Source organism: Massilimicrobiota sp. SW1139, assembly GCF_012027715.1.
GTDB classification, from domain to species: domain Bacteria; phylum Bacillota_I; class Bacilli_A; order Erysipelotrichales; family Coprobacillaceae; genus Allocoprobacillus; species Allocoprobacillus merdigallinarum.
This window is the reverse complement of record NZ_SJOR01000014.1, coordinates 1-23,048: the sequence shown is the minus strand read 5'-3', so window position 1 is coordinate 23,048 and position 23,048 is coordinate 1. Positions and strand designations below refer to the sequence as shown.

The window sequence follows — 23,048 nt, the reverse complement described above, 5'->3', positions numbered from 1 at the left end:
GCTATAATAAAAGGGAATTAAGGGAGGATAAGAAAAATGGCAAAAATTATTGCAGTGAATGCTGGTAGTTCATCACTTAAATTTCAATTATTTGAAATGGATGATGAAACAGTCATTACTTCTGGTGTTATTGAAAGAATTGGTTTAGAAGATTCTATTTTTACAATTAAATTCAATGGTGAAAAAGATGTTCGTACTTTACCTATTCCAACACATAAAGAAGCTGTTCATTTATTATTAGATACATTATTAGAAAAAAATATCGTGTCTTCATTGGAAGACATTAAAGGTGTAGGACATAGAGTTGTACAAGGAGGTTCTTATTTTAAAGAATCTGCTATTATTGATGAAGATGTTGTCAGCAAGATTGATGAATTAAAATCATTAGCACCTTTACATAACCCTGCTCACTTAACAGGATATTATGCTTTTAAGGAAGCTATTCCAAATGCTGGTGCTGTTGCTGTGTTTGATACTGCTTTCCATCAGACACTTGAACCAAGATGTTATATTTACCCAATTCCATATCGTTTCTATACTGATTATAAAGTGAGAAAATATGGTGCACATGGGACTTCACATTATTATGTATCACAAAAAGTTATTGAAAAACTAGGTAACCCTGAACATTCTAAAATCATTGTTGCTCACTTAGGAGCTGGTGGTTCTTTAACAGCTGTCAAAGATGGAAAATCTATTAATACATCTATGGGATTTACACCATTAGCTGGAATTATGATGGGAACTCGTAGTGGAGATTTGGATCCTTCTATCATTGATTACTTGATTGAACAAGTTGGTATGGATATGAAAGATGTCATTCATATGTTAAATAAAGAATCTGGATTACTTGGTGTATCAGGTGTATCAAGTGACTTTAGAGATGTATTAAATGCTGCTAATGAAGGAAACGAAAGAGCTAAGTTAGCTATTGACATTTTCTTTAGAAGAGTTATTGCATACATTGGTAGATATTTTATTGCTTTAGGTGGATGTGATGCAATTGCCTTTACAGCTGGTATTGGAGAAAACTCTGCTTATGCTAGAAAAGAAATTCTATCATTAGTAAGTGAAGCATTAGGTATTGTTGTTGATGATGATGCTAATGAAAATGGTGAAGGTGAACGTTTAATTTCTAAACCTGAATCAAAAATCAAAGTTTATGTCATTCCTACAAATGAAGAACTTGTGATTGCCAGAGATACAAAACGTTTATTAAATCTATAAAATAAAAAAAAACAATATAAAAGAAAAGAAGATGCATGGATCAAAATCCCTGCATCTTTTTCTTTACCTATCTGTTTCTTTTTGAGTTCTACAAAGCTTTATAATGAAAATCAAACATCCTCCAGCTAATATCAGATAATAAAACATGTGCGTCGTATCTCCTGTTTTCACAACGACAACTGGAATCTTTTCATTTTCATACTGAAAACTATGCACCTTTCCAATTCCTTCAAGCTGATCATCAATGACAATCTTAACAACTTCATCAGATAACTGATAACCCTTTGGCGCTTTTGTTTCTTTGACATAAACTGTTTGACCATACTCTAAATCTTCAAAAGTGACAGTCCCTTTTGTTGTATCAGCCTTTAATGTTTTGAATGGCTTTTGACATTTTTCATCTAAATAAATTGTAAACTCAAAATCATTATGAACAATGTTCTTATGTGTTTGACTATCAACCTTATTGATCAAAATATCAGTGATAATACGATGATCTGTCATTGTCAGTGACATATCCTGTTTTCCATCAACAGTCAAAGTCACGGACGGAGATGTTTCATATCCTTCTGGTGTTTTGACTTCAACAATTGTATAAGTTTCCCCTACCTTCAATCCTTGCGCATAATGAACTGATCCATCTGTTGTCCATTGATCAATGATGTTTTTTGTTTTATTAGACACAATCTGTAATGTCGCACCTTTGACATTATTTCCTAATTCATCTTTCTTTTGAATACCAACTGTTGTATCAATCATTGTGATATGCTGATTCTGTTGATCATCAGTGACATTAAACTCAATATCCTGCGCCAGATTCTTACCAATTGGTGCTAAATCTTCATGAAGAATATAAGTCTTACCTACTATAAGATTATTTATAGTATGACTATCCTTTGTAGAAATCCATTCATCAACAATTTTTTCTGTTTCTTTATCAATGACTTGCATAGATGCACCTTCAATTTCCTGTCCACCTGCATCCTCTTTTGAGAAAATGACTTTCTTATCTATCATAGATAAATTCATATTTTCATTCTCTTTCACAGTAAACTGCATTTCATTAGCCATCGCAAATCCATCTGGTGTTTTGATTTCTCGAAGGATATATGTTTGACCAACAATAAGTCCTTCAGCGTGATGAACACTTCCGTCAGTTACCCATTGGTCAACAATATTTTTGGTCTTATCACTGACAATCTGAAGAGTCGCTCCTTGAACAGCGTTACCATCTACATCTAATTTATTGACATCCACCTGTGTATCTTTCATGACAATTGTCTGTTTGTTTTTTGACATTGTAAACTTCACATCTTTGGCATAAGTATATCCAAGGGGTGTCAAATCTTCACGATAGATATAATCCTTTCCAATGACAAGTCCTTTAACGAGATGACCTCTTCCATCACTTGTCCATTGATCAATCATTTCTCCACTTTTAGCATCAATGACAGAATATTCTCCACCTTTGAGTTCTGTTCCGTTTAAATCCTGTTTAGAGAAATATGTTTCTGTTAGCTTATTCTTTATTGTCTTTTCCACTGTATATTCTTTTGTCGTATTGTCTTTGATATCAAACTCAAAAATGACTGGTTCATCCAAAAGAACATATCCATCTATCGTTGAAATCTCTTCAACCTTGTATCTGGCACCCGTTGTTCCAAGTGGTAAATCTTTTAATTCCAGTTTTCCACTTTCATTAATCATATAAATACCATCAGTTGAATTCCCCATAATGACAGGATCACCTTTTTTGTAAATCATCTTTCCTGTTGCTGGATCCATAATATCACTATCAGCAGTGACTTTAAACTGTGCTCCACCAACAGCTGTATCTTCCTCTCTTTCAAATTCTTTATGAAGAATCAAATGTCCTGTTGGTTTTTCATTGATAAATGAAACTTCAATGACAGGTTGATTGTCCTCATCAAAATAGATTTCATCATTATCTGCTGTAATATTCACTTGAATATCATCTCCAATAAGGAATCCTTCAGGATTTCTCAATTCTTCGATTGTATATGTTCCTGATTTGACCATATCATCCAGCACAACATATCCATTTTCATCTGTTGCCCATTCATCTTTATAAACCATGCCAACTTTTTGTTTGACATCATTTCCTTCGCTATCTTTTAACTTAAATGTCGCATGAGATAAAGCCACTTTCTGTCCATCTTTATCTCTTTTCACAATTTTTAACCATGCCTGAAATGGTGCGTTGTTGACCATTCTATATTCAATTTCCTGATCTTCATTAATGGTAATAAAAAAATCACCAGCAGGATAATAATTTTCTGGTGTTTTTGTTTCCTTTATTTGATAAATACCATAAGGCAGATCAATAGATGTATCTCGTCCCGTTGAATCTGTCACAAGAACATCATAAGTTCTTGCCTGATCCCATCCATTCTTTTGAACATCTGAGTAAAGCTTGATAGTAAATTCTACACCTGCCAATCCTTGTGTAATGCCACTTGATCCATCAGTTCCCATTTTGGCAACTTCAAGTTTTCCTTTAATGACTTGTTCTTTAGAAACAACACTTTGTGTGACAACCTGCTGATTCGAATTTGAAGATGTCAATGTCACTATCTGAGGCCCATCTAATAAATATCCAACACTTGGCTTTGTTTCTTCTACTCGATAGACACCCATCGGTAAATTAGACCATGAAATTTTTGCCTGATCATTTGTTTTCTTTGTTCCTGTATCACCCCAGACACCATTTCCAACTGTCTTTTGAGAGATGATTTCATCTTTCTTATAAAGCACAGTTCCATCAGATGGATTCAATATATCTTGATTGGCTTTTAAAACATATTCTGCATCTTTCAAGGTTGCATCTCCTTGAGAGACATTCCCAGTTTCTTTATCCTGTTTCTCTAATTCAATTTTCCCTAGAACTGGTTCATTATAGATTTCAATGGCATAAGTCTTACCATTTTCAGTCACGCTCTGATTCTTTTCAAGTGTCGCAATGACATAGTTCTGTGGTGCTTCTTTTTCACGAATCGTATATGTTCCATAATCAAGTAATCCTGTTTTAGCAACACCTTCACTATTTGTAGATATTGTCGCAACTACCTGATTTCCACTTAAGACCTCAAACTTTGTACCTGGTTTCTTAACAACCTCACCTGTTTTTTTGTCCTTTTTCACAACCTGAATATAACCCTGTTTCCAGTTATTCGTTTGCGTAAACGAAGCTGTTTGACCAGCTTTTAACTCTACTGAATGGACTGTTGAATCCAAGACAAGATGATCTGGAACCTTGATTTCCTGTATATAAATGGTTGTTGGTTGCAGTTTGTCAATCGTAACTGTTCCATCTTTTCCAGTTGTATATGTACCTAGACTTTGACTCATGTCTGCATGATAAGAAATTTGAAACTGTACATCAGCAATATTATTACCCTTATTATCTTTTTTAGTAATCTTTAAAGCAGATGCTCCAATCTTAATCTTAAAGAAAGCACTTGGCAAGGCTTCATCCAATTCTCCTGCAATCGCGACTTTCTGATATCTTTCAGAACTGTCTAAACAAAGCAGCTGTCTTTTATTGAGATCAAGACTATTGATTCCAGATACTGTTTTCGTATCATCAAATGAAGCATTCGCTGTGACTTTTAAAACATTTCCATTTTTAACAAACGAAAGCCCGTTGGCCTTAAAATTATATCTTTCAAGAACCTGATTTTGATCATTCATTTCCATATAATAATGATTGCCATCAAATGCAGTCATTTCATATGTTTTCGCAAGACTTTCACTCTTTGATGCAAAACTAGGAATCTGTCCCCATGTCTTTAAAATCTGACTATAAGAATCATAGTATGTTTTGACATTGGACTTTGTCGTAGAGTTAGACCAATTCAAAGAATTATAAACAGAAGTCGCACCACTGGTTGTCACACCTCGATAACTACCATCTGCATTTCTTTCACCAACCATGATTTCCCATACAATAATTTGTGCTGCATACCACTGATAGGCATTTCCATTCACTGCTTTTAATGATCCATTTGTATGATATGAAACATTGATCTTTGTTGGTGCTAGACTTAGTACTCGACTAATAAGCTTTTCCTTTTCTGACGAACTTAAATGTTTGTTCTTTTGAGCTTCTTCAATAAGCTCAATTGTGTCAGTAGGCGTATACTGTGTTCCATCATGAACAGCCTTTCCATTCTCTAGACAATAAAAATACTGTCCATTTGTTGTCAGAAGAACCGTCACACCTTCATCATATGAACTGGCCTCCAAAACAGTTCCATCATTTAATTTGGATCCAGCTTTTGTGGTGATACCTGCCAGATAATTATAAGTATTCATCTCATATGAAGCTCCATAAACTTCACCTATGTTCAACATAAAAATACACGACAACATCAAAAGTATGACTTTCTTTAATTTTATAAAATGCTTATGTTTATCCATCTTTTTTCCCTCCTTTTTAGCTAAACATAATCGTTTTCGAACACATCACCTCCTTTTCCATATCAAAAAAGACAGGTCATCATCCTGTCTTAAAACATCTTCCTTATTTTCCATCACCATAAAATATCATGAATCAATAAAAAAAATTCCATCTAAAATGGAATCAGTATGTGCGCAATGAAACTGCATATAACGGTCACACAGGCAACAAAAACCAGGCCTTTTTGACGATAAGCAAAGTAAATACCCGCCAGTCCTCCAACCAAAGCACTGCCCATATGTCCAGTTGCATATAGAATACTTGGAAATGTCAATGCCGATAAAACAGCATAAGGCACATAATATAAAAGCGAACGTATAAAACGTGAGTGGATTTCTTTTTTAAAAAACGTCAGTGGCAACATTCTTGGCAAATAGGTCATAACGGCCATCACAAAAACAGTCAGTAATAAATAGCTTGACATTAGACATTCTCCTCAATAGGGTAACGTAAAGCCCCATAGAAAGCTCCCAGTATTGTAGCCACAATCAATTGAAATCCACTAGATAATCCTTGAAACAAAGGCACTTCATACATGATTGTTGAAAGAATTGCTGCTATGACTACAACTTCTAATATAGCACGTGATTTGGCAGATGCTGGAACAATAATCGCTAAAAACATGCCATATAAAGCCAGCCCCATTGCATTTTGTAAAACAGGTGGCAAAATATTTGTCAGCGTTTCACCAACAAGTGTACCACTCGTCCATCCAATAATAGGTACCAAAATAAATCCTGCCATAAAAGAAAAAGATAATGTTCCATGTTCCAAAGATGCCAAACTAAATGTTTCATCAGTAATTCCAAAAGAAATCACCATTCTTTCCAGCGTTGACATTTTTTGATCAATCTTTTGACTTAAAGATAAAGACATTAAAAAATATCTTGCATTAATCATCAATAGTGTTAATGCAGTTTCCATATACGAAGCTTGAGCCAGCATCAAAGATACTCCAGCAAATTGCCCCGATGATGTTAAATTAGTCAATGAAATCAATGTTGCTAAACCAAATGGTAAACCACTTGAAGCAACAAAAACCCCAAAAGAAAAAGAAACTGGAAAATACCCCAAAGCAATCGGCAGAGATCTTCTACAGCCTCTTAAAAATTCCTCCATCAAATCCCCTCCATATATCCCTATGATACATGAATCAAAATTACTTATCAAACAAATTTTTTTCAATAAATTCGATAATGTCTTCTCTTGATGTTAATACCTGATAAAAAGATTTTCTTAAATCTAATCTTTGGATATCAACTGAACGAATATCACTCAATTGAATACGACAATGTGTTATATGTGTATCTGTTTTTATTTTAATATCCTTTTCAAATATAGGATTAGCAGGGGTTGAATCTTTTTTGATAGATGTACATGGAACAACAAGCATTTTATATCCCATATCTTTTAAAACATAGCACCAATGTCCATCCATAAGTTCTTTAGGGAAGCCTCGTCCAATATTGAAATATGCCAATTCATGAATATGTGGTCTTTTATGTACATGATAGAACGTCTGATTACAGTCGCCATCCTTAACCAAATGACAGTAAAAATACTCTAACTGACTGGTCTGATGTAATAATGCATAGCTATATTTTTCTACATCATAAACACCGGATTCTTCTAGTTTTTTTAATGATTTATTCATTTCCAGTAAATTATTACGTATACTCATAATAACCCTCCTATTATATATATACGCATATTTTTCTCATTTTTCTTTTTTTTAAACAAACTTTTTTTATTTCACATCAAATTTTTATATTTCATATATTATAATGGGAACATTTTTAAAATATGAAAACTATTCGATGATGTTTCATGTATAATAATATCTATTATTGATGAAGTTACAAAAGAAAAGCGCCAGGACTTTATACATATAAAGTTGACGAGGACCAGATTTATCGAAAGATTCGGCGGATGATCTGGAGGTATGATGCTACCTGAACAATGAGCAAAACTAATGAGTGATCATTAAACAAATATCATTAGGCATCACTTCATTCAATAATAAAAAATTAAATTGATGGAGGAAATTTTTTATGTGTGGAATTACTGCTTATTGTGGAAAAGGTGAAGCTTTGCCTTTTTTAATGCAAGGTTTATCTAAATTGGAGTATCGTGGTTATGACAGTGCAGGTGTCACAACACTTGAAAACAATCAGCTTATCACTGTCAAATGTAAAGGACGATTAGAAAATTTAGAAAATAAACTGAAAAATCAGCATCTAAGTGGACATGTGGGGATTGGTCATACAAGATGGGCAACTCATGGTGTTCCTTCTAATCTTAATTCTCATCCTCATACCAATCAGGATGAAACAATTGCTTTAGTGCATAATGGGATTATTGAAAATTATCGTGAATTAAAAGATGAATTATTAAAAAAAGGATATCAGTTTCAATCTGATACAGATAGTGAAGTTGTTGTTCAACTTCTTGATAGTCTTTATGATGGCAATCTATTAGAAGCAACACAAAAAGTATTGGCTCAAATCAAAGGAAGCTATGCTTTGTGTATTCTTTCAACATTAGAACCAGAACACATCATTGTTGCAAAAAAGGACAGCCCTTTAATTATTGGGAAAACAAAAGATGGTTATGTTGGTGCTAGTGATATCCCAGCCTTATTAGAATATACAAAAGAAGTTTATTTTTTAGAAGATTATGAAATGGCTGTTTTATCAACTGATCATATTTCATTTTATGATCAACACGGACATCCGATTGAAAAACAAACAACAACTATTCCTTATGATTTAGAAGCAGCTAAAAAAGATGGTTATGATACTTTTATGTTGAAAGAAATTCATGAACAGCCTCATGTCATTGCTGAAACATTAAGAGGTCGTATCAATCACAATCACATTATTTTAGATGAATTAAAAGATATTGATTTTTCTCAGTTCAATAAAATCTATCTGGTTGCTTGTGGAACAGCTTATCATGCATCTATGTGTGGTGCTCATATTCTTAAAAAAGTATTAGACATTCCTGTTTTAAGCGAAGTTGCCAGTGAATTTCGTTATGATGATCCTTTTGTAGATGAAAAGACTTTAGCAATCTTTGTTTCTCAATCTGGAGAAACAGCTGATACTTTAGCCGCTTTACGTCTGGCAAAAGAAAAAAAGGCAACAACAATTGCTATTGCAAATGTATTAGGAAGTACAATTTCTCGTGATAGTGACTATGTTTTATATACATGTGCAGGTCCAGAGATTGCAGTAGCATCAACAAAGGCTTATACAACACAATTGGTTTTATTGATTCTGTTAGCTTATTATATTGCTCAACAGCTTGGCAGGGACATCAACAAACAGGTTATTCAACAATTAATGTCTATTCCTCAACATGTAGATACTATTTTAAAGGATGAAAATCTTTTTGCCCAGTATGCAAAAATGTTGGAAAATCAACATGATGCCTACTTTATTGGTAGAAATTTAGATTATGCCAGTGTCTTAGAAGGTGCTTTAAAATTAAAAGAAGTGTCATATGTCCATGCTGATGCTTATGTAGCCGGTGAATTAAAACATGGTCCTATTGCTTTAATAGAAAACGATTCTGTTGTTATTGCAGTAGCCACTCAACCACATATTGCACAAAAAACAATCAGCAATATTCAAGAAACAATGGCCAGAGGAGCACGTGTTATATTACTGACAACTCAAAATATGGAAGTGAAAAATGTTCAAAACGTATATGAACTTCCTGATATTGACCCTACTCTTCAGACAATATTGGTTGCTGTCCCTTTACAGCTTATTGCCTACTACACAGCATGCATTAAAGGTTGTGATGTTGATAAACCACGTAATCTTGCAAAATCTGTAACTGTCGAATAAAAAAACATCAGATTAAAATGAACCTCATTATTTGGACACCCCAATAATAGAGGTTCATTTTTATGATTGATTTTGAAAAATAAATCTTTATTCTTCACAAGAAGTTATGAAATTGATATAATAATAATCGAGGTGATGAATCGTGGAAAAACGTGAACCAAAAGATTTAACAAATTATGATAAACGTTTTGAAGAAGATCCAAGCTCATTTAATGATTTTCAAGCTATGGATTATGTAAAAGAATTGAAAAATCAAGGTCGTACTGATGATGCAATTGAAGTAGGTAAGACTTTCTTGCAAGTTGGAGAAGGATTAAGTGGTTTTATTAATCATTATGGTTATGCACTTTATAATAAATACATTAATATTGATGACGATAAAATCAAAGAAAAAGAAGATTTATTTTTCTCTATTGTTGATGAAATCACAAACTTATGTAAACAAGAAAAATATTCTCCTTTAGAAGCGACAATCAATAAAGCTATGAAGTATGTCATGAATCAAAAACCTGTTCGTTATCAAAAATTATCTGAACTTTTAGATAAACTTGATGTTCAGACACTTAGCATTGAACCTTTTGTTAATAGTGCAGGTAAAGAATATGAATCAAAGAAAGAAAAATGGTATCGTTTAAAAGTTAGATGTTCTTATGAAATGGAAGATTATAAATCTTGTGTAGAATATGCAAACATGGCTTTTACACAACCTATTAAATGGCATTATAACAATTTAAATTGGGTTAAATACTATCGTGCATCTTCACTTGTACATTTAAAAAGATATGAAGAAGCTGAAAATGAATTCTTATCATTAGGAAACAAGATTCCAAACGTTGATTCATTCCAAGTGCTTTATGATTTATATATGAATACTGGTAAAGTGAAAGAAGCTTATACAAATCTTGTTTATAAATTCTTTAAAGCTGGATATAATCTTGATGAATTGGGATTATATGAAATGATTTTAGATATGGTGAAAACTGGTCAAAATCAGGAAGTGATTGATTTAGCAAATGCTTTTGTTTATCAGCTTAAAGCTGAAAATCAAAAAGATGTTTCTCAAAATTCAATTTCTGAACAATATCAAGATACGGATAGTAGCTCTTTATATGATCGCTTATATAATCAGTTAATGGAACATCTTGATGAATATATTGATCGTTTTGAAGGAAAAGTTGTTTATTACAACAAAGATAAAGAATTTGGTAGTATCGATCAAGATAATGATAGTGGTGATCATTTGTTCTTTAGACAATCTGATTATATTTATGATGAAATGGTTGAAAAATATGATGTTGTTGAATATAGCTTAATGAAAACATTTGATTTCAAAAAACAACAACCATCTTCAAAAGCCATTTTAATTAAAACTTTATATGAAGATATTCAATACTAAGCTATGCCCTGCATAGCTTTTTTTGTCACACAAAACTGTCTTTTTCATACTCTATAATGAGGTGAAAATGTGTTATCAATATTACAAGAAATGCCTGTTCTTATTTTTATCGGAGCTATTATTTTTAATTGGTTTTCTACCTTTTTAGGTGCTTCTTTGGTTTATTTCACAAATAAAGAAAATAAACATCTGGTCTCTATTGCTTTAGGAAGCAGTGCAGGTATTATGATTGCTGCTTCATTTTTTTCCTTAATTTTACCTGCAATGAACCTTTTAGAAAATATGAATAAATGGTATCTTATGATTATTCCATTTGGTTTTTTATGTGGTGTTGCATTTTTAGCTTTATGTGATCATTTCTTGCCACATAAACATATGATATCAGGTGAAATAGAAGGTCTTCAATCACGTTTTTCTAAGAATCAATTATTAATGCTTGCTATGACATTGCACAATATTCCTGAAGGCTTGGCTGTTGGCGTCGCTTTTGCTAGTGCGCATCAACAGTTTATTCCAGCATTGGTTCTTTCTATTGGAATAGGTATTCAGAATTTTCCTGAAGGGACTGCCATTGCACTCCCTATGCATCAATATGGAAAGAGTAAATTCATATCTATGATGTACGGACAATTTTCAGGGATTATTGAAATTCCTTCAGCTATCCTTGGATATATCTTTGCTTCTTTGATTCAAAATATTCTTCCATTTGCCTTAAGTTTTGCAGCTGGTGCGATGCTATTTGTCTGTGTGGAAGATATGATCCCAGAAGCCTGTTGCCAACATCAGATTGATATAGGTGCCCTGTCTTGCATGATTGGCTTTGTAGTGATGATGATTTTAGATATAATGTTATCTTAACCACTCTATTTTTTGCTATTTTAACAAATTTTATAAAAATAATTCTTTAAATACTTATTTTTATTTTATTTTTTAAAAAATGATTGACAAACAATTTTCATTTATTTATGATAGATGATATATAAAACAAAAAGCAATGATGTGACGAAGTAAAAATTTCTGTGACATAAGAGATATGATGGCTGGTGCGAATCATACGAAAAGAAATTTTGAATACACCACGGAGCTATTACTTTGATAAGGGGTAATCGGGGACATAACGTTATTTATGTAAAGTTATTCAACTTATAAAGGTTATAATTGTGAGATTATAATAAATTGAGGTGGTACCGCGTTCACTCGCCCTCTTGGGACGGGTTTTTTTGTTTTATAATCTTAAAAATGAGGAGGAATAAAATATGATCAAAAAACTATCTGTATTATTATTGACAATGGGGTTGCTTTTAACAGGATGTGCCAGTGAAACAACTGGAACAAAAGAATTATCTGAAGTCAAGATTGGGGCTATACAGTTTGCACAACATCCTGCATTAGATAAAGCATATGAAGGATTTAAAGATACTTTAATCGAAGCTGGTGTCAAAGAAGAAAACATTGATTTTCAAAATGCCAGTGGTGATCCTTCCAACTGCCAGACAATTGCTGAAAAATTTGTCAATGATGGTGATGACTTGATTTATGCTATCGCAACTGATGCCTTACAGGCTGCTGCTAATAAAACAACTGATATTCCTATTGTAGGAGCTGCTGTTACTGATTTTGAAACAGCTGGCGTTGTCAAATCCAATGAAAAACCAGAAACAAATGTCACTGGAGCTAGTGATTTAAATCCAATCAAGGAACAATTAGAACTCTTAAAGACATTGATTCCTGATGCTAAGAAAATCGCAATTTTCTATTGTAGCGATGAAGCAAACTCCGTATATCAAGGAGAAATTGCTTTACAGGCTGCAAAAGATTTAGGACTAGAAGCCAGTGAAGTGACAGTATCTAATGATTCGAGTGCTATTCAACAGGTTGCACAATCTATGATTGGTCATTATGATGCTGTCTATATTCCAACTGACAATCTTCTTGCTTCTAATATGGCAACTGTTGCACAAGTAACAAATGAAAACAATCTGCCAGTGATCGTTGGTGAAGAAAGTATGTGTGAAAATGGTGGTCTTGCAACTTTGAGTTTAGATTACTATACTGTTGGTCAAAATGCTGGAAAACAGGCTTTAGCTATTCTTAATGGTGAAGCTCAAGTAGAAGAAACACCTGTCACTTTTGTTGAAGGAAAAGACTGTCAATATTTTATTAATCAAAAAGTAGCTACTCAATTAGGTATTGATATTCCTACTGAACTGAATGCAACTATGATTGGAGAATAATTATGGCGATATTATTATCTTTACAGGGAGCCATTGGTCAAGGTATTTTATGGGGAATTATGGCTCTAGGCATTTATTTAACTTTTCGCATTTTAGATATTGCTGATTTATCAGTTGATGGCAGTTTTGCGACCGGAGGAGCCGTTTGTGCTGTTGCACTGGTCGCTGGTGTACATCCCTTAGTTGCCATCTTTTTGGCAACACTGGCTGGTTTTTTAGCAGGATTTATAACAGGATTTTTGCATACCAAATGTCAAATGCCTGCCATTTTAGCTGGGATATTAACACAGCTTGCACTCTATTCTATTAATTTAAGAATCATGGGAAAAAGTAATATTCCATTATTACAGTCTTCGACGCTTTTTAAAGATTTAGCTAATGTCATTCCATTAACATCACAATGGATTACAATCTGTATCGGTCTTGTCTTTAGTTTCATTGTCGTGGCTGGTATTTACTGGTTTTTAGGAACCGAATTTGGTTCATGTTTAAGAGCAACTGGAAATAATGAAAATATGGTGAGAGCCAATGGTGTCAATACTGATACGATGAAACTTTTTGGTTTAATGTTAAGTAATGGACTTGTCGCTATGAGTGGTGCTTTGGTCACTCAACAACAAAGTGTAGCTGATGTCAAAATGGGAACAGGTGCCATTGTCATTGGTTTGGCTTCCATTGTCATTGGTGAAGTGATTTTTGGTAAAAAAGCTGGTTTTAAATTACGTTTAACATCTATTGTTGTGGGTTCTATTATCTATCGTATGATTGTAGCAATTGTTTTACAGATGGGATTAAATACAGATGATTTAAAGCTTTTAACTGCTTTGATTGTTGCCATTGCACTGACTGTTCCTGTCATTATTGATAAAAAGAAACGTTTAACAATGTATAAAAAATTAACAGGAAAGGAATTTGAAAATCATGCTTAAATTAGAAAAAGTTTCTAAATCTTTCCATGTTGGAACTCCAAATGAAAAATGTGTCATTAACAAACTAGATTTAGAACTCAAACAGGGAGATTTTGTGACTGTGATAGGTGGCAATGGTGCTGGGAAAAGTACCCTTTTAAACCTTATTGCTGGGGTTTATCCTATTGATTGTGGAATCATGACTTTAGATGGTCAAGATATATCTTTATCGCCTGAATATCAGCGTGCCAAATTCATTGGGCGTGTTTTTCAAGATCCTATGATGGGGACGGCTTCTGATATGCAAATTATTGAAAATCTGGCGATGGCTGCACGTCGTGGTCAAAAACGTAGTTTACACTGGGGTGTAACAAAAAAAGAAAAAGAAGAATACTATGAAATTGTTAAAGCATTAGGGTTAGGCTTAGAAGACCGTTTAACAACGAAAGTTGGCTTATTATCAGGTGGACAGCGTCAAGCCTTAACACTTTTAATGGCTACGCTCAATAAACCTAAGCTGTTATTACTGGATGAGCATACAGCAGCATTAGATCCTGCTACCAGTACAAAAGTTTTAACTCTGACAAAACAGATCGTGACTGAGCAACATTTAACTGCCATGATGGTTACACATAATATGAAAGATGCCATAGATATTGGAAATCGTCTCATTATGATGTATGATGGTCGTATTATTTATGATGTTCAGGGTGAAGAGAAAAAACAATTAACTGTGAATGATTTACTTAAGAAATTTGAAGAAGCCATTGGTGAAGAATTTGTCAATGATAGAATGTTATTAGGCTAGTTATCTAGCCTTTTTTTAATGACAAATAAACGTTCTTTTTCCACAACACAATAAAAAACCTCATGATAATCATGAATTCCAGCTTCTTTCAACTTTTTAATCAACCAATTTTCATCACGATTCATTAACTGCAAGATTTCATAATTAATTTGACCATCACTAATAATGGCTGCTGGTGCTTTCACTTCACTGTTTTTCGTTTCAATCACAGATAACTGACCATCTGTTTCTAACACTGCAAAGTCAACTTCTGATAAAGAGCCAATCCCCTGCTCTCTTAAATGATGACAAAGATCATCAACACTATATTTTAATGAAGCCATTTTCTTTTGATTCAGTTTTCCTTGAAAGACAATAAAGGTTGGATGTCCTTCTACCATCTTTTTAAAAAATGGACTCTTTAATGAAATCAGCGTAAATAGCTTATCCATAAAAACAATGACTAAAACTGCAAGTGCTGCCTGTAAAAAGTTAACATTTTCATTTCCAATTGAAATTGTCATCAATTCACTAATAATTAAAAATACAATTAAATCTGAAACACTGAGTTTACTCATTTCTTTTTTACCTAAAAAACGAATCATCAAGACAAGTAAAATATACGTTCCAAAACTTTCTATAAAGATTTCTATATATTTCATAAAAGAAAACTCCTTTGCATACAGTATATTAGGAGGAAACCATGAAACAAACACTACGTACTTATATTTATACATGTTTAATTTTTCTTATTCCTTTTATACTTATCTCTCTTATTCTTTCCCTTTTATCTTATTTCATGCAAATCAATCATTTATTTATTCAAATCATTCTGCAAGTATTCGCTTATATGACACTTATTATTGCAGCGTTATATTTGACATCACATTTACCTGATCATCGCATGAAACACTGTTTATTCTTTTCTCTCTTGTATTTTTTAATAAGCTTATGCCTTCATCTTGATGATATTCAATATGTACATTTGATTTTCAAGTCATGCATATTTTTATTGATTGGCTTTTTTAAAGAAATCAAAACACGTAAGATTGCATAAAAAAGGAACTTATCTGAAATGAATCCAAATTCAATCATAAAGATTCACTTCAGGACAGTTCCTTTTTAAAATAATAATAAGCATGAAAAGAATACTGCTACTACTATTAATATGACATAAGGTATACGTACTAAACAAGCCAACGCTGTATTTTTCTTTAAATCATTAACCATAGAATCTTCTAATACTCCTACAAACAATGTTGCTGGAGCAATATTAAAGAAATTTAATGGTCCCAAATAAAGTTCCAGTGTACTCATAGGAAGAATAAAAGCATAGATGCCGTTGACAACAACAACAATGATTAAAAAGACAACCCACAATGTTAACACTGTTCGATTAAATTGACGACTTTCTTGCATATGATCACCACCTACTTCTTTGCCATAATTATTATATACTATTTTCATAAAAATAACAAACATACAAACGTTTCACTATAAAATTATTGGATTTTTTATTAAATTCCCCTATAATATAAGAAAGAAATATGAAAAATTGAAAGTGAGGGGTTGTCAATGATACATATTGTCTTATGCTGTGCAGCTGCCATGTCAACAAGCTTATTGGTAGAAAAAATGAAAAGAGAAGCGGATTACCAAGGAATTCGTGTTGATATAAGAGCTGTTGGAGTTCATGATGTTCATCAGGCTACAGATGCCAATATCATTTTATTAGCTCCACAAGTGAAATATATTAAAAAACAATTACAAAAAGCTTTACCAGATATACCAGTTATGGATATTTCTATGCGTGATTATGGAACAATGAATGGTAAAAACGTATTCCAAAATGCTATGGCAATGATTGAACAAAATAAATCGGATGAGATGGGATAACCATCTTTTTTTATTGAAATAAAAAAAGATGATGTCAGTACATCATCTAAGCCATATATTCAATCTTTAAAATTTTGACTTCATATGGTTCAGCCACCCCGACTGAAACAATTTCATTGATACCATGATCAAGAATAGCTTTTGCTAGAGGTGATTCATTTGAAATTTTACCATTTAATGGATCTGTTTCAAATGTCCCAACAATTGTAAAAGTTTCTTCTTGAGCATCTGCTTCAGATAAATCTAAAATTGTAACAGTAGCACCAGGTTTCGCAACAGTGCTATCTAATTGTGATTCATCAATAATTTGCACATGTAGTAACATTTGATCAATTTCTTTGATTCTCGCTTCAATATGTGCCTGTTTATCTCTAGCTGCATCATAATCAGCATTTTCTGACAAGTCACCTTGAGAACGTGCTAATTGCAACTCTTCAATAACTTTTGGTCTTTCAACATTAATTAATTGTTCTTTTTCCTGTTTTAATTTTTCAACCCCACTTTGGGTTAATAAAACTGCATCATGATCCATATCTATTCACCTCGCAGACTATACTATAACATAAATACCTTGAAAATACTAGCATTTCTCATGTAAATTTTCATTATTCATCGACAATACTTTTAATCTTTGTCATCAATAAATCAACAGCAACATGATTACTTCCACCCTCTGGAATGATAATATGTGCATATTTTTTAGATGGCTCTATAAACTGTTCATGCATTGGTCTAACAGTCTTTAAATACTGTTGACATACTGAGTCCAAACTTCTTCCTCTTTCTTCAATATCACGTCTTAAACGTCGAATAAAGCGAATATCACTATCAGTATCTACATAAACCAAAATATCACAAAGTTCCCTTACAGTCGGTTCAGCCAAAACAAAGATTCCTTCCAAAATAATAACATCGCGACCTTCAATCACTTCTGTGACTTGACTACGTGTATGTAAAGTATAATCATATGTTGGTTTTTCTATACGTTCTTTATTCTTCAACTTCTTTAAATGCATGACTAATAAATCTGTATCAAAAGCCAGTGGATGATCATAATTTGTTTTTACACGTTGTTCAAAAGTGAGATGACTCTGATCTTTATAATAGTCATCTTGTCTGATAATTTTGACTTTGTGATGCCCTTTAAAATAATCATAAAGTTGCTTTGCGATAGACGTCTTCCCCGATGCACTTCCTCCTGCTATTCCAATAATAACGGCTTGCTCTCTCATACATTTCTCACCTTTCTTCCCATATCATTGCTTAAAACCTGATAAGGTATTTCTACATAAAGAATTTCCATTGGATGATTAGCTACATCAATCTCTTCCATATCTTCATTATAAAGTTTTTTGACAGTAAAGCAAAGATTATCATGATGAGGTGAGAAAACTTCAATCTGATCACCGAGTTTAAAATAGTTTCTCTGTTCAATCTTAGCCAGATTTGTTTCTTTATCATAATCTACAATACGCATAACAAATTCCTGTGTTGGATGTTCATCACGCATATTAAACAACTGTTCATTGACAGTAGGATGTTCATAATAAAAACCATGACAGAAAGCACGATTGGCTGCTTTCAACAATTCTTTTTCAAAATAATCACTTTGTTGGAAATGATCAGGATCTTCACAATAGGTATCTATTAATTTACGGTAAGTCGATACGACTGTCGCAATATAATGAACTGATTTCATTCTTCCTTCAATCTTAAATGAATCTACTCCCAGCTCAATAAGCTCTCCAATATGTGCAACAAGTGACATATCTTTGCTGGACATACTAAATGGCATATCATTTTCCTGATTAACCAATTCACCATCCTGATACAAGTCATAATACCAGCGACAAGACTGTGAGCAACCGCCACGATTGGCATCACGTCGACTTAAATAATTAGAAAGCATACATCTTCCTGAATAATGGATACACATGGCTCCATGGATAAAATATTCGATATCCACATCAACTTTATCCATAATACATTTTAAATCATCATATGTCACTTCACGCCCTAAGACAACACGATCCATTCCCATATTCTGATAAAAAGAAATCGCCTGACTATTTAAAGTCGAAAGCTGTGTAGACACATGAACTTCCAAACCAAGTTTCATATCTTTAGCTATTTTCATGATATATGGGTCTGCCACAATAATAGCTGTTACCCCTATCTCATCTAATTTTTTTAAATAATCTTTTAATCCCTCTAAATTATCCTGATGTAAAATAATATTACAAGTGACATGAATATGCGCTCCATACTTTTTCGCAAATTCTACACCTTCTTGAATATCTTCTAACGAAAAGTTTGAAGCCTGAGAACGTAACGAAAATTCTTTTCCACCTACAAATACAGCATCAGCCCCATACATAATAGCCACCTTTAATTTTTCTAAGTTTCCTGCTGGCGCAAGCAACTCTGGCTTTTTTATAATTTTTCTTTTTCCATTAATGATTTGACTGATTTTTCTCATGATCCATCTTCCTTACATCTTCTAATTTATAAACTGTCTGGTCAAATAAAAAGCCACGATCAATAGGTGTTTTTAACTGATAAAGAAGTTGCATATAAGCTTTGACATCTCTATCATAAGTCTGTTTTTCAAAGCTCTTTAAAGCATCACTATATAACGAAGCAACTTCAATAGCCTCTTCATCACTCATCATCAAAGTTTCAATGTATAAATATTCAAAACTTTGAATTTGATTCAATAAATCTAACATATATAATCTTGTCTTTGAAAAAATATGTGTTCCTCTTTCATTTTCATAAATATGAAAAACATAATCTGAATTTCGTGGTTGAATAGTTAAACGTGTCTGACTCTTATGATCAAAAGCCAATCCTGATGCTTCCTGATAATTTGTCAATAAAGCACGTTTACTTGCTGCAATATATTCTACACCATGAACTTGTAGCATCAATGGCATGTGAACTTGCTGATGAATTGATAACTGCTCTTCTAATGGAATGACACGTGCCAGTTGAGCACTTGTCACACCTTGTTGCTTTAAGACATTTAATGTCATAGCATTGGTATTTAATGTTTCTGGGGCATACATCATATCAAAGTGATATCCCTTATTTTTCACAATCTGTAAAACACCAAAATCTTGGAATAAAATGCCATGTATTGCCATCTTTGATAAAGCCTCTATATAAGCTTCAACTGCTTCAATTTCATGTTCATCATATAAAGCATTCACTGCCACATAAAATGAGCACTGTGGGTATTGTTTCACCATTTGATATATATCATCTAATGAAAAATAAGAGGGAGCATAGAAAGAATATTGGCCACCTAATATAAAACAATCAATACCCATAGATACATAGTCATAAAGTCTTTCTTTACGATTGAGTGATATTATTAATTTCATTGTTCATCCTTTCTTCGAATTACACAGATTCCATCACCAACTGCATAATATTCAACATCATATGCATCATGTTGAAAAATCCAGTCCTTGAATCTTTTGATTTTTTTAACTAACTGTCGTGTATTACGATTTTTAATATGATCAATATCAAAAATCATACCATGAAAATCTAAATTATCAACAATAATGATTCCATTTTTTTTCACAAAAGGAACATATTTTTCAAAAAACTTCTGATACTGAGCCTTAGCAGCATCAATAAACAAACAATCATAAGGAGCGAATTGAAGTTTATCTGTTTGAAAAGTTAAAGCATCATCATGATGAATTGTAATTCTTTTTTCTAATCCATGTTCATGAATATGCCTTACAGCTTCTAAATAACGCTGTTCATCAAGTTCAATGGTTTCTACACATAAATGTTCAACATGTGTTGTCATCATCATCGCTGAATAACCAATAGCAGAACCTATTTCCAGACATGATGTTGCTTTTCTTTCTTGAAGTTGTTCAATCAAAAAGAGGATTCCCTCTTTTTGCATAACTGGTATATTTCTTTTTAATGCATCCTGTTCTAATTCTTCTAATGTCATCATATTAATACCATCTATTCTCCTCTACTATTTTCTGGTGTTCCTTATAAGTACGACTATAAATCACTGTACCATCTTCTTTTGCAAAGAAGTAATAGTAATCATGATGTTCATATTGAATACATGCTTCTATTGTGACTTTAGAGATTGTACTAATAGGTCCTATTGGTAATCCAGTATATTTATATGTATTATATCGAGAGTCAATTTGTGTATGTGAAACACTCACATCAACTCCAGTTCTTTGCCATGCATAATTCACTGTAATGTCACTTTGTAATAACATATCTTTATTTAAACGATTGATAAAAACACCTGCAATTTTAGGACGATCTTCATCAAATAATGATTCTCTTTCTACAATAGAAGCAAATGTTAAAAACTGATGTGGTGTCCAACCTAATTTTTCAATATCATCCTTATATTCAGATAAACGCTCATCCATCATATCTAATGCGAGTTTTGTCATACTTTTTAAATCAGGTTCCTGTTCTGTAATATAATAAGTTTCAGGATAGAGATAACCTTCCAATGGATATAAAATATCTTTATCTAAAATACTTTCATCTAAAAACCAGTATTCTTCAGTTAATGACTGTAAATATTCCTGATCATCCCACTGCTTAATCACTTCATCAGCAGATATATTTAAAATTTCAGCAAAACTTTCAGCAACTTCTGGAATCGTTGTTCCTTCCTTAATTGTCAATTTAGACGACAATATATACTTAAAGTCTGGATTTTCAATAATAGAGAAAATCTCAGATAATGACATATTTTTATTGAGTACATATGTATTGGCCTGTAAACGATCATAGTGATTTAATTTGAGAAAAATCTGACCACATAATTTATTGTTCACAAGTCCAGCATCTTCTAAAGTATTAAGCATCTGTGAAGCTGTTGAACCTTGTTCAATGGTTACAATCACTTCTTCATCTTTTGATGAAGATGCAGAAATACCCCAATTATAGAAAACTATTATACCAATCATGCAAGCAATAATGATGCCACCAACAATATAAATGATTTTTTTATTCTTCATAAAATATCCTCCATCATTTATTTATTATAGGTTATTTGACAGGATTTATCAACTTTCCTTCTTTTTTTATCATCATAGATAAAAAAGAGGCTGTAACAAAATAAATATTAGTATGGTCATTTAAATAAGAAAACGACATTGAATATCTTTAATGATTATCATTGTCGTTTTTGTATAATGAGATTATGGAATCTTCTATTTTTAACTATTTACTTGTTTACGGACCATTTTATGGACCATTTACTTGTTTACGGACCATTTTACGGACCATTTTATGGACCATACATATTTTTTAATTTGATATTTAAGATTAATTATTTTATCATAGACCATCAGACACACTTGCTTTATTGTAGTAATCTTTAAGCATCTTTCTAGTCATTACAATTGAGTAACTGATAATTCTCATCATGGAAAACATAAGCTTGAACCCTCTATATCTATGATTGAATCTCCAGGCATGTTCCTGTATATATCCATTGATATATTTTTTCGCTATGCCATGATAGATTCCATCTATATTACTTTTTATATTTGATATCTGTATATTTATCCAATACATAAGATGATCTGATTCTCTGTAATCTATAACGCCATTGATAAGATGTACTCTATCCTTTAAATAGTGATATGCCGGGTCACCATCAGTGCATATTGTTGTATCCTTATCGTAATAGATATGTTTCATGAGCCTTTTTACTTCTTCCTTGTTTTCGCTTTTTACTTGAAGCAGTTTTATTCTATTGGGATAGTTGTTAAGCTGATCTGTACCAAGAGCCACTAAAAAGGGTTGTTTGTCAGTTCCCAACCCTCTCTTACCATTATGAGATTTGCCACCAATGTGAAATCCATCTATTTCAATGAATTTTGATTTCAAATCAAAACAGCCATTATCCAAAGACATCAAATAACGCAGTTTTTGGCATAGCAACTGAGCACTTTTTCTGTTGATGCCCAGTTGACGTGACAGTTCTTCTGCGGAAATACCCTTTGTAGAAGTGATAAAAAGGAATATACCATAATGAAGTGTATTTAATGGTAATTTGCTGTCCTGAAAGATAGTTCCTGCAAAAAGATAGACTTGATGTGAACATTGAGAACAAGTGTAGACATTATTTCTACACTTGAGTAAAGTAAAATGAACACAACCACATTCAGGACAAACAAGTCCTAAAGGATGAAAAACATTCAAAAAGAAATTTCTACACATATCATCATTATTGAAGAAAAGCTTATTGAAAG

Annotated in this window: 22 protein-coding genes and 1 other annotated feature; of the genes, 9 read left to right on the top strand and 13 right to left on the bottom strand. The window is 32.6% G+C overall.

Annotated features, from left to right (window positions below):
- Nucleotides 1–36 precede the first annotated feature (36 nt).
- Nucleotides 37–1,227: an acetate/propionate family kinase gene (locus E0K96_RS08410; RefSeq protein ID WP_087243168.1), complete on the top strand. Its 1,191-nt coding sequence runs from the start codon at nucleotides 37–39 to the stop codon at nucleotides 1,225–1,227.
- Between the two features lie 63 nt (nucleotides 1,228–1,290).
- Here E0K96_RS08410 and E0K96_RS08405 read toward each other — a convergent pair whose 3' ends face one another.
- From E0K96_RS08405 to E0K96_RS08390, 4 genes are all read right to left on the bottom strand, one after another.
- The gene (locus E0K96_RS08405; RefSeq protein WP_168082518.1) at nucleotides 1,291–5,667 is read right to left on the bottom strand and encodes an MSCRAMM family protein; all 4,377 of its coding nucleotides are present in this window, start codon (nucleotides 5,665–5,667) and stop codon (nucleotides 1,291–1,293) included.
- A gap of 152 nt (nucleotides 5,668–5,819) precedes the next feature.
- Nucleotides 5,820–6,131 (bottom strand): AzlD domain-containing protein, encoded by a 312-nt coding sequence (locus E0K96_RS08400; protein WP_087243166.1) that lies wholly within the window; start codon nucleotides 6,129–6,131, stop codon nucleotides 5,820–5,822.
- Nucleotides 6,131–6,826, bottom strand: coding sequence for an AzlC family ABC transporter permease (locus tag E0K96_RS08395; protein WP_087243165.1), 696 nt, complete (start codon nucleotides 6,824–6,826; stop codon nucleotides 6,131–6,133). The genes E0K96_RS08400 and E0K96_RS08395 overlap by 1 nt, the downstream gene beginning before the upstream one ends.
- Nucleotides 6,827–6,866: 40 nt before the next feature.
- The gene (locus tag E0K96_RS08390; RefSeq protein WP_087243164.1) at nucleotides 6,867–7,388 is read right to left on the bottom strand and encodes a hypothetical protein; all 522 of its coding nucleotides are present in this window, start codon (nucleotides 7,386–7,388) and stop codon (nucleotides 6,867–6,869) included.
- A gap of 370 nt (nucleotides 7,389–7,758) precedes the next feature.
- On the opposite strand from E0K96_RS08390, the gene glmS reads away from it, so the two are divergent.
- The 6 genes from glmS to E0K96_RS08360 all read left to right on the top strand — a co-directional run bounded on the left by glmS (nucleotide 7,759) and on the right by E0K96_RS08360 (nucleotide 14,907).
- On the top strand, nucleotides 7,759–9,561 hold the full coding sequence (gene glmS / locus E0K96_RS08385) for a glutamine--fructose-6-phosphate transaminase (isomerizing) (protein ID WP_168082516.1): 1,803 nt from the start codon (nucleotides 7,759–7,761) through the stop codon (nucleotides 9,559–9,561).
- A gap of 142 nt (nucleotides 9,562–9,703) precedes the next feature.
- Nucleotides 9,704–10,957, top strand: coding sequence for a hypothetical protein (locus E0K96_RS08380; protein ID WP_087243162.1), 1,254 nt, complete (start codon nucleotides 9,704–9,706; stop codon nucleotides 10,955–10,957).
- Between the two features lie 69 nt (nucleotides 10,958–11,026).
- Nucleotides 11,027–11,815, top strand: a complete 789-nt coding sequence (locus E0K96_RS08375; RefSeq protein ID WP_168082514.1) for a ZIP family metal transporter — start codon at nucleotides 11,027–11,029, stop codon at nucleotides 11,813–11,815.
- Between the two features lie 127 nt (nucleotides 11,816–11,942).
- Nucleotides 11,943–12,165: a binding site (T-box leader), on the top strand.
- Between the two features lie 48 nt (nucleotides 12,166–12,213).
- Entirely contained in the window at nucleotides 12,214–13,191 is a 978-nt protein-coding gene (locus E0K96_RS08370) for an ABC transporter substrate-binding protein (RefSeq protein WP_206080662.1), read from the top strand.
- Nucleotides 13,192–13,193: 2 nt separating this feature from the next.
- Nucleotides 13,194–14,120 carry an ABC transporter permease gene (locus tag E0K96_RS08365; RefSeq protein WP_168082512.1) on the top strand — a complete coding sequence of 309 codons (927 nt, stop codon included), beginning with the start codon at nucleotides 13,194–13,196 and terminating at the stop codon, nucleotides 14,118–14,120.
- Entirely contained in the window at nucleotides 14,113–14,907 is a 795-nt protein-coding gene (locus tag E0K96_RS08360) for an ABC transporter ATP-binding protein (protein WP_087243159.1), read from the top strand. The genes E0K96_RS08365 and E0K96_RS08360 overlap by 8 nt, the downstream gene beginning before the upstream one ends.
- On the opposite strand, the gene E0K96_RS08355 is transcribed toward E0K96_RS08360, so the two are convergent.
- Nucleotides 14,904–15,548: a DUF421 domain-containing protein gene (locus E0K96_RS08355; RefSeq protein ID WP_087243158.1), complete on the bottom strand. Its 645-nt coding sequence runs from the start codon at nucleotides 15,546–15,548 to the stop codon at nucleotides 14,904–14,906. The two genes, E0K96_RS08360 and E0K96_RS08355, sit on opposite strands and share 4 nt — an antisense overlap.
- 41 nt (nucleotides 15,549–15,589) lie before the next feature.
- Between E0K96_RS08355 and E0K96_RS08350 the strand changes: the two genes are divergently transcribed.
- Nucleotides 15,590–15,943: a DUF3792 domain-containing protein gene (locus E0K96_RS08350; protein ID WP_168082510.1), complete on the top strand. Its 354-nt coding sequence runs from the start codon at nucleotides 15,590–15,592 to the stop codon at nucleotides 15,941–15,943.
- Nucleotides 15,944–16,008: 65 nt separating this feature from the next.
- Here E0K96_RS08350 and E0K96_RS08345 read toward each other — a convergent pair whose 3' ends face one another.
- Entirely contained in the window at nucleotides 16,009–16,353 is a 345-nt protein-coding gene (locus tag E0K96_RS08345) for a hypothetical protein (protein ID WP_206080660.1), read from the bottom strand.
- 108 nt (nucleotides 16,354–16,461) lie between these two features.
- Between E0K96_RS08345 and E0K96_RS08340 the strand changes: the two genes are divergently transcribed.
- Nucleotides 16,462–16,782, top strand: a complete 321-nt coding sequence (locus E0K96_RS08340) for a PTS sugar transporter subunit IIB (RefSeq protein ID WP_087297164.1) — start codon at nucleotides 16,462–16,464, stop codon at nucleotides 16,780–16,782.
- A gap of 46 nt (nucleotides 16,783–16,828) precedes the next feature.
- On the opposite strand, the gene greA is transcribed toward E0K96_RS08340, so the two are convergent.
- The 7 genes from greA to E0K96_RS08305 form a co-directional block, all read right to left on the bottom strand.
- On the bottom strand, nucleotides 16,829–17,314 hold the full coding sequence (greA, locus tag E0K96_RS08335; protein WP_087297165.1) for a transcription elongation factor GreA: 486 nt from the start codon (nucleotides 17,312–17,314) through the stop codon (nucleotides 16,829–16,831).
- 73 nt (nucleotides 17,315–17,387) lie between these two features.
- Nucleotides 17,388–18,014: a uridine kinase gene (gene udk / locus E0K96_RS08330; RefSeq protein WP_087243153.1), complete on the bottom strand. Its 627-nt coding sequence runs from the start codon at nucleotides 18,012–18,014 to the stop codon at nucleotides 17,388–17,390.
- Nucleotides 18,011–19,261, bottom strand: coding sequence for a peptidase U32 family protein (locus E0K96_RS08325; RefSeq protein WP_168082506.1), 1,251 nt, complete (start codon nucleotides 19,259–19,261; stop codon nucleotides 18,011–18,013). Before E0K96_RS08325 ends, udk begins: the two co-directional genes overlap by 4 nt.
- Entirely contained in the window at nucleotides 19,236–20,168 is a 933-nt protein-coding gene (locus E0K96_RS08320) for a peptidase U32 family protein (protein ID WP_168082504.1), read from the bottom strand. The genes E0K96_RS08325 and E0K96_RS08320 overlap by 26 nt, the downstream gene beginning before the upstream one ends.
- Nucleotides 20,165–20,764, bottom strand: a complete 600-nt coding sequence (locus tag E0K96_RS08315; protein WP_087243150.1) for an O-methyltransferase — start codon at nucleotides 20,762–20,764, stop codon at nucleotides 20,165–20,167. Before E0K96_RS08315 ends, E0K96_RS08320 begins: the two co-directional genes overlap by 4 nt.
- Before the next feature lies 1 nt (nucleotide 20,765).
- Entirely contained in the window at nucleotides 20,766–21,806 is a 1,041-nt protein-coding gene (gene mltG / locus E0K96_RS08310; RefSeq protein WP_168082502.1) for an endolytic transglycosylase MltG, read from the bottom strand.
- Between the two features lie 322 nt (nucleotides 21,807–22,128).
- Nucleotides 22,129–23,048 (bottom strand): IS1595 family transposase (locus E0K96_RS08305; RefSeq protein WP_168082500.1); only part of this gene is annotated, 920 nt, incomplete at its 5' end.

Bases quoted from the DNA above. Each gene is read 5' to 3' on its own strand.
- E0K96_RS08410 (WP_087243168.1), top strand. From the start codon at position 37: ATGGCAAAAATTATTGCAGTGAATGCTGGTAGTTCATCACTTAAATTT.
- E0K96_RS08405 (WP_168082518.1), bottom strand. From the start codon at position 5,667: ATGGATAAACATAAGCATTTTATAAAATTAAAGAAAGTCATACTTTTG.
- E0K96_RS08400 (WP_087243166.1), bottom strand. From the start codon at position 6,131: ATGTCAAGCTATTTATTACTGACTGTTTTTGTGATGGCCGTTATGACC.
- E0K96_RS08395 (WP_087243165.1), bottom strand. From the start codon at position 6,826: ATGGAGGAATTTTTAAGAGGCTGTAGAAGATCTCTGCCGATTGCTTTG.
- E0K96_RS08390 (WP_087243164.1), bottom strand. From the start codon at position 7,388: ATGAGTATACGTAATAATTTACTGGAAATGAATAAATCATTAAAAAAA.
- glmS (WP_168082516.1), top strand. From the start codon at position 7,759: ATGTGTGGAATTACTGCTTATTGTGGAAAAGGTGAAGCTTTGCCTTTT.
- E0K96_RS08370 (WP_206080662.1), top strand. From the start codon at position 12,214: ATGATCAAAAAACTATCTGTATTATTATTGACAATGGGGTTGCTTTTA.
- E0K96_RS08365 (WP_168082512.1), top strand. From the start codon at position 13,194: ATGGCGATATTATTATCTTTACAGGGAGCCATTGGTCAAGGTATTTTA.
- E0K96_RS08360 (WP_087243159.1), top strand. From the start codon at position 14,113: ATGCTTAAATTAGAAAAAGTTTCTAAATCTTTCCATGTTGGAACTCCA.
- E0K96_RS08355 (WP_087243158.1), bottom strand. From the start codon at position 15,548: ATGAAATATATAGAAATCTTTATAGAAAGTTTTGGAACGTATATTTTA.
- E0K96_RS08350 (WP_168082510.1), top strand. From the start codon at position 15,590: ATGAAACAAACACTACGTACTTATATTTATACATGTTTAATTTTTCTT.
- E0K96_RS08345 (WP_206080660.1), bottom strand. From the start codon at position 16,353: ATGAAAATAGTATATAATAATTATGGCAAAGAAGTAGGTGGTGATCAT.
- E0K96_RS08340 (WP_087297164.1), top strand. From the start codon at position 16,462: ATGATACATATTGTCTTATGCTGTGCAGCTGCCATGTCAACAAGCTTA.
- greA (WP_087297165.1), bottom strand. From the start codon at position 17,314: ATGGATCATGATGCAGTTTTATTAACCCAAAGTGGGGTTGAAAAATTA.
- udk (WP_087243153.1), bottom strand. From the start codon at position 18,014: ATGAGAGAGCAAGCCGTTATTATTGGAATAGCAGGAGGAAGTGCATCG.
- E0K96_RS08325 (WP_168082506.1), bottom strand. From the start codon at position 19,261: ATGAGAAAAATCAGTCAAATCATTAATGGAAAAAGAAAAATTATAAAA.
- E0K96_RS08320 (WP_168082504.1), bottom strand. From the start codon at position 20,168: ATGAAATTAATAATATCACTCAATCGTAAAGAAAGACTTTATGACTAT.
- E0K96_RS08315 (WP_087243150.1), bottom strand. From the start codon at position 20,764: ATGATGACATTAGAAGAATTAGAACAGGATGCATTAAAAAGAAATATA.
- mltG (WP_168082502.1), bottom strand. From the start codon at position 21,806: ATGAAGAATAAAAAAATCATTTATATTGTTGGTGGCATCATTATTGCT.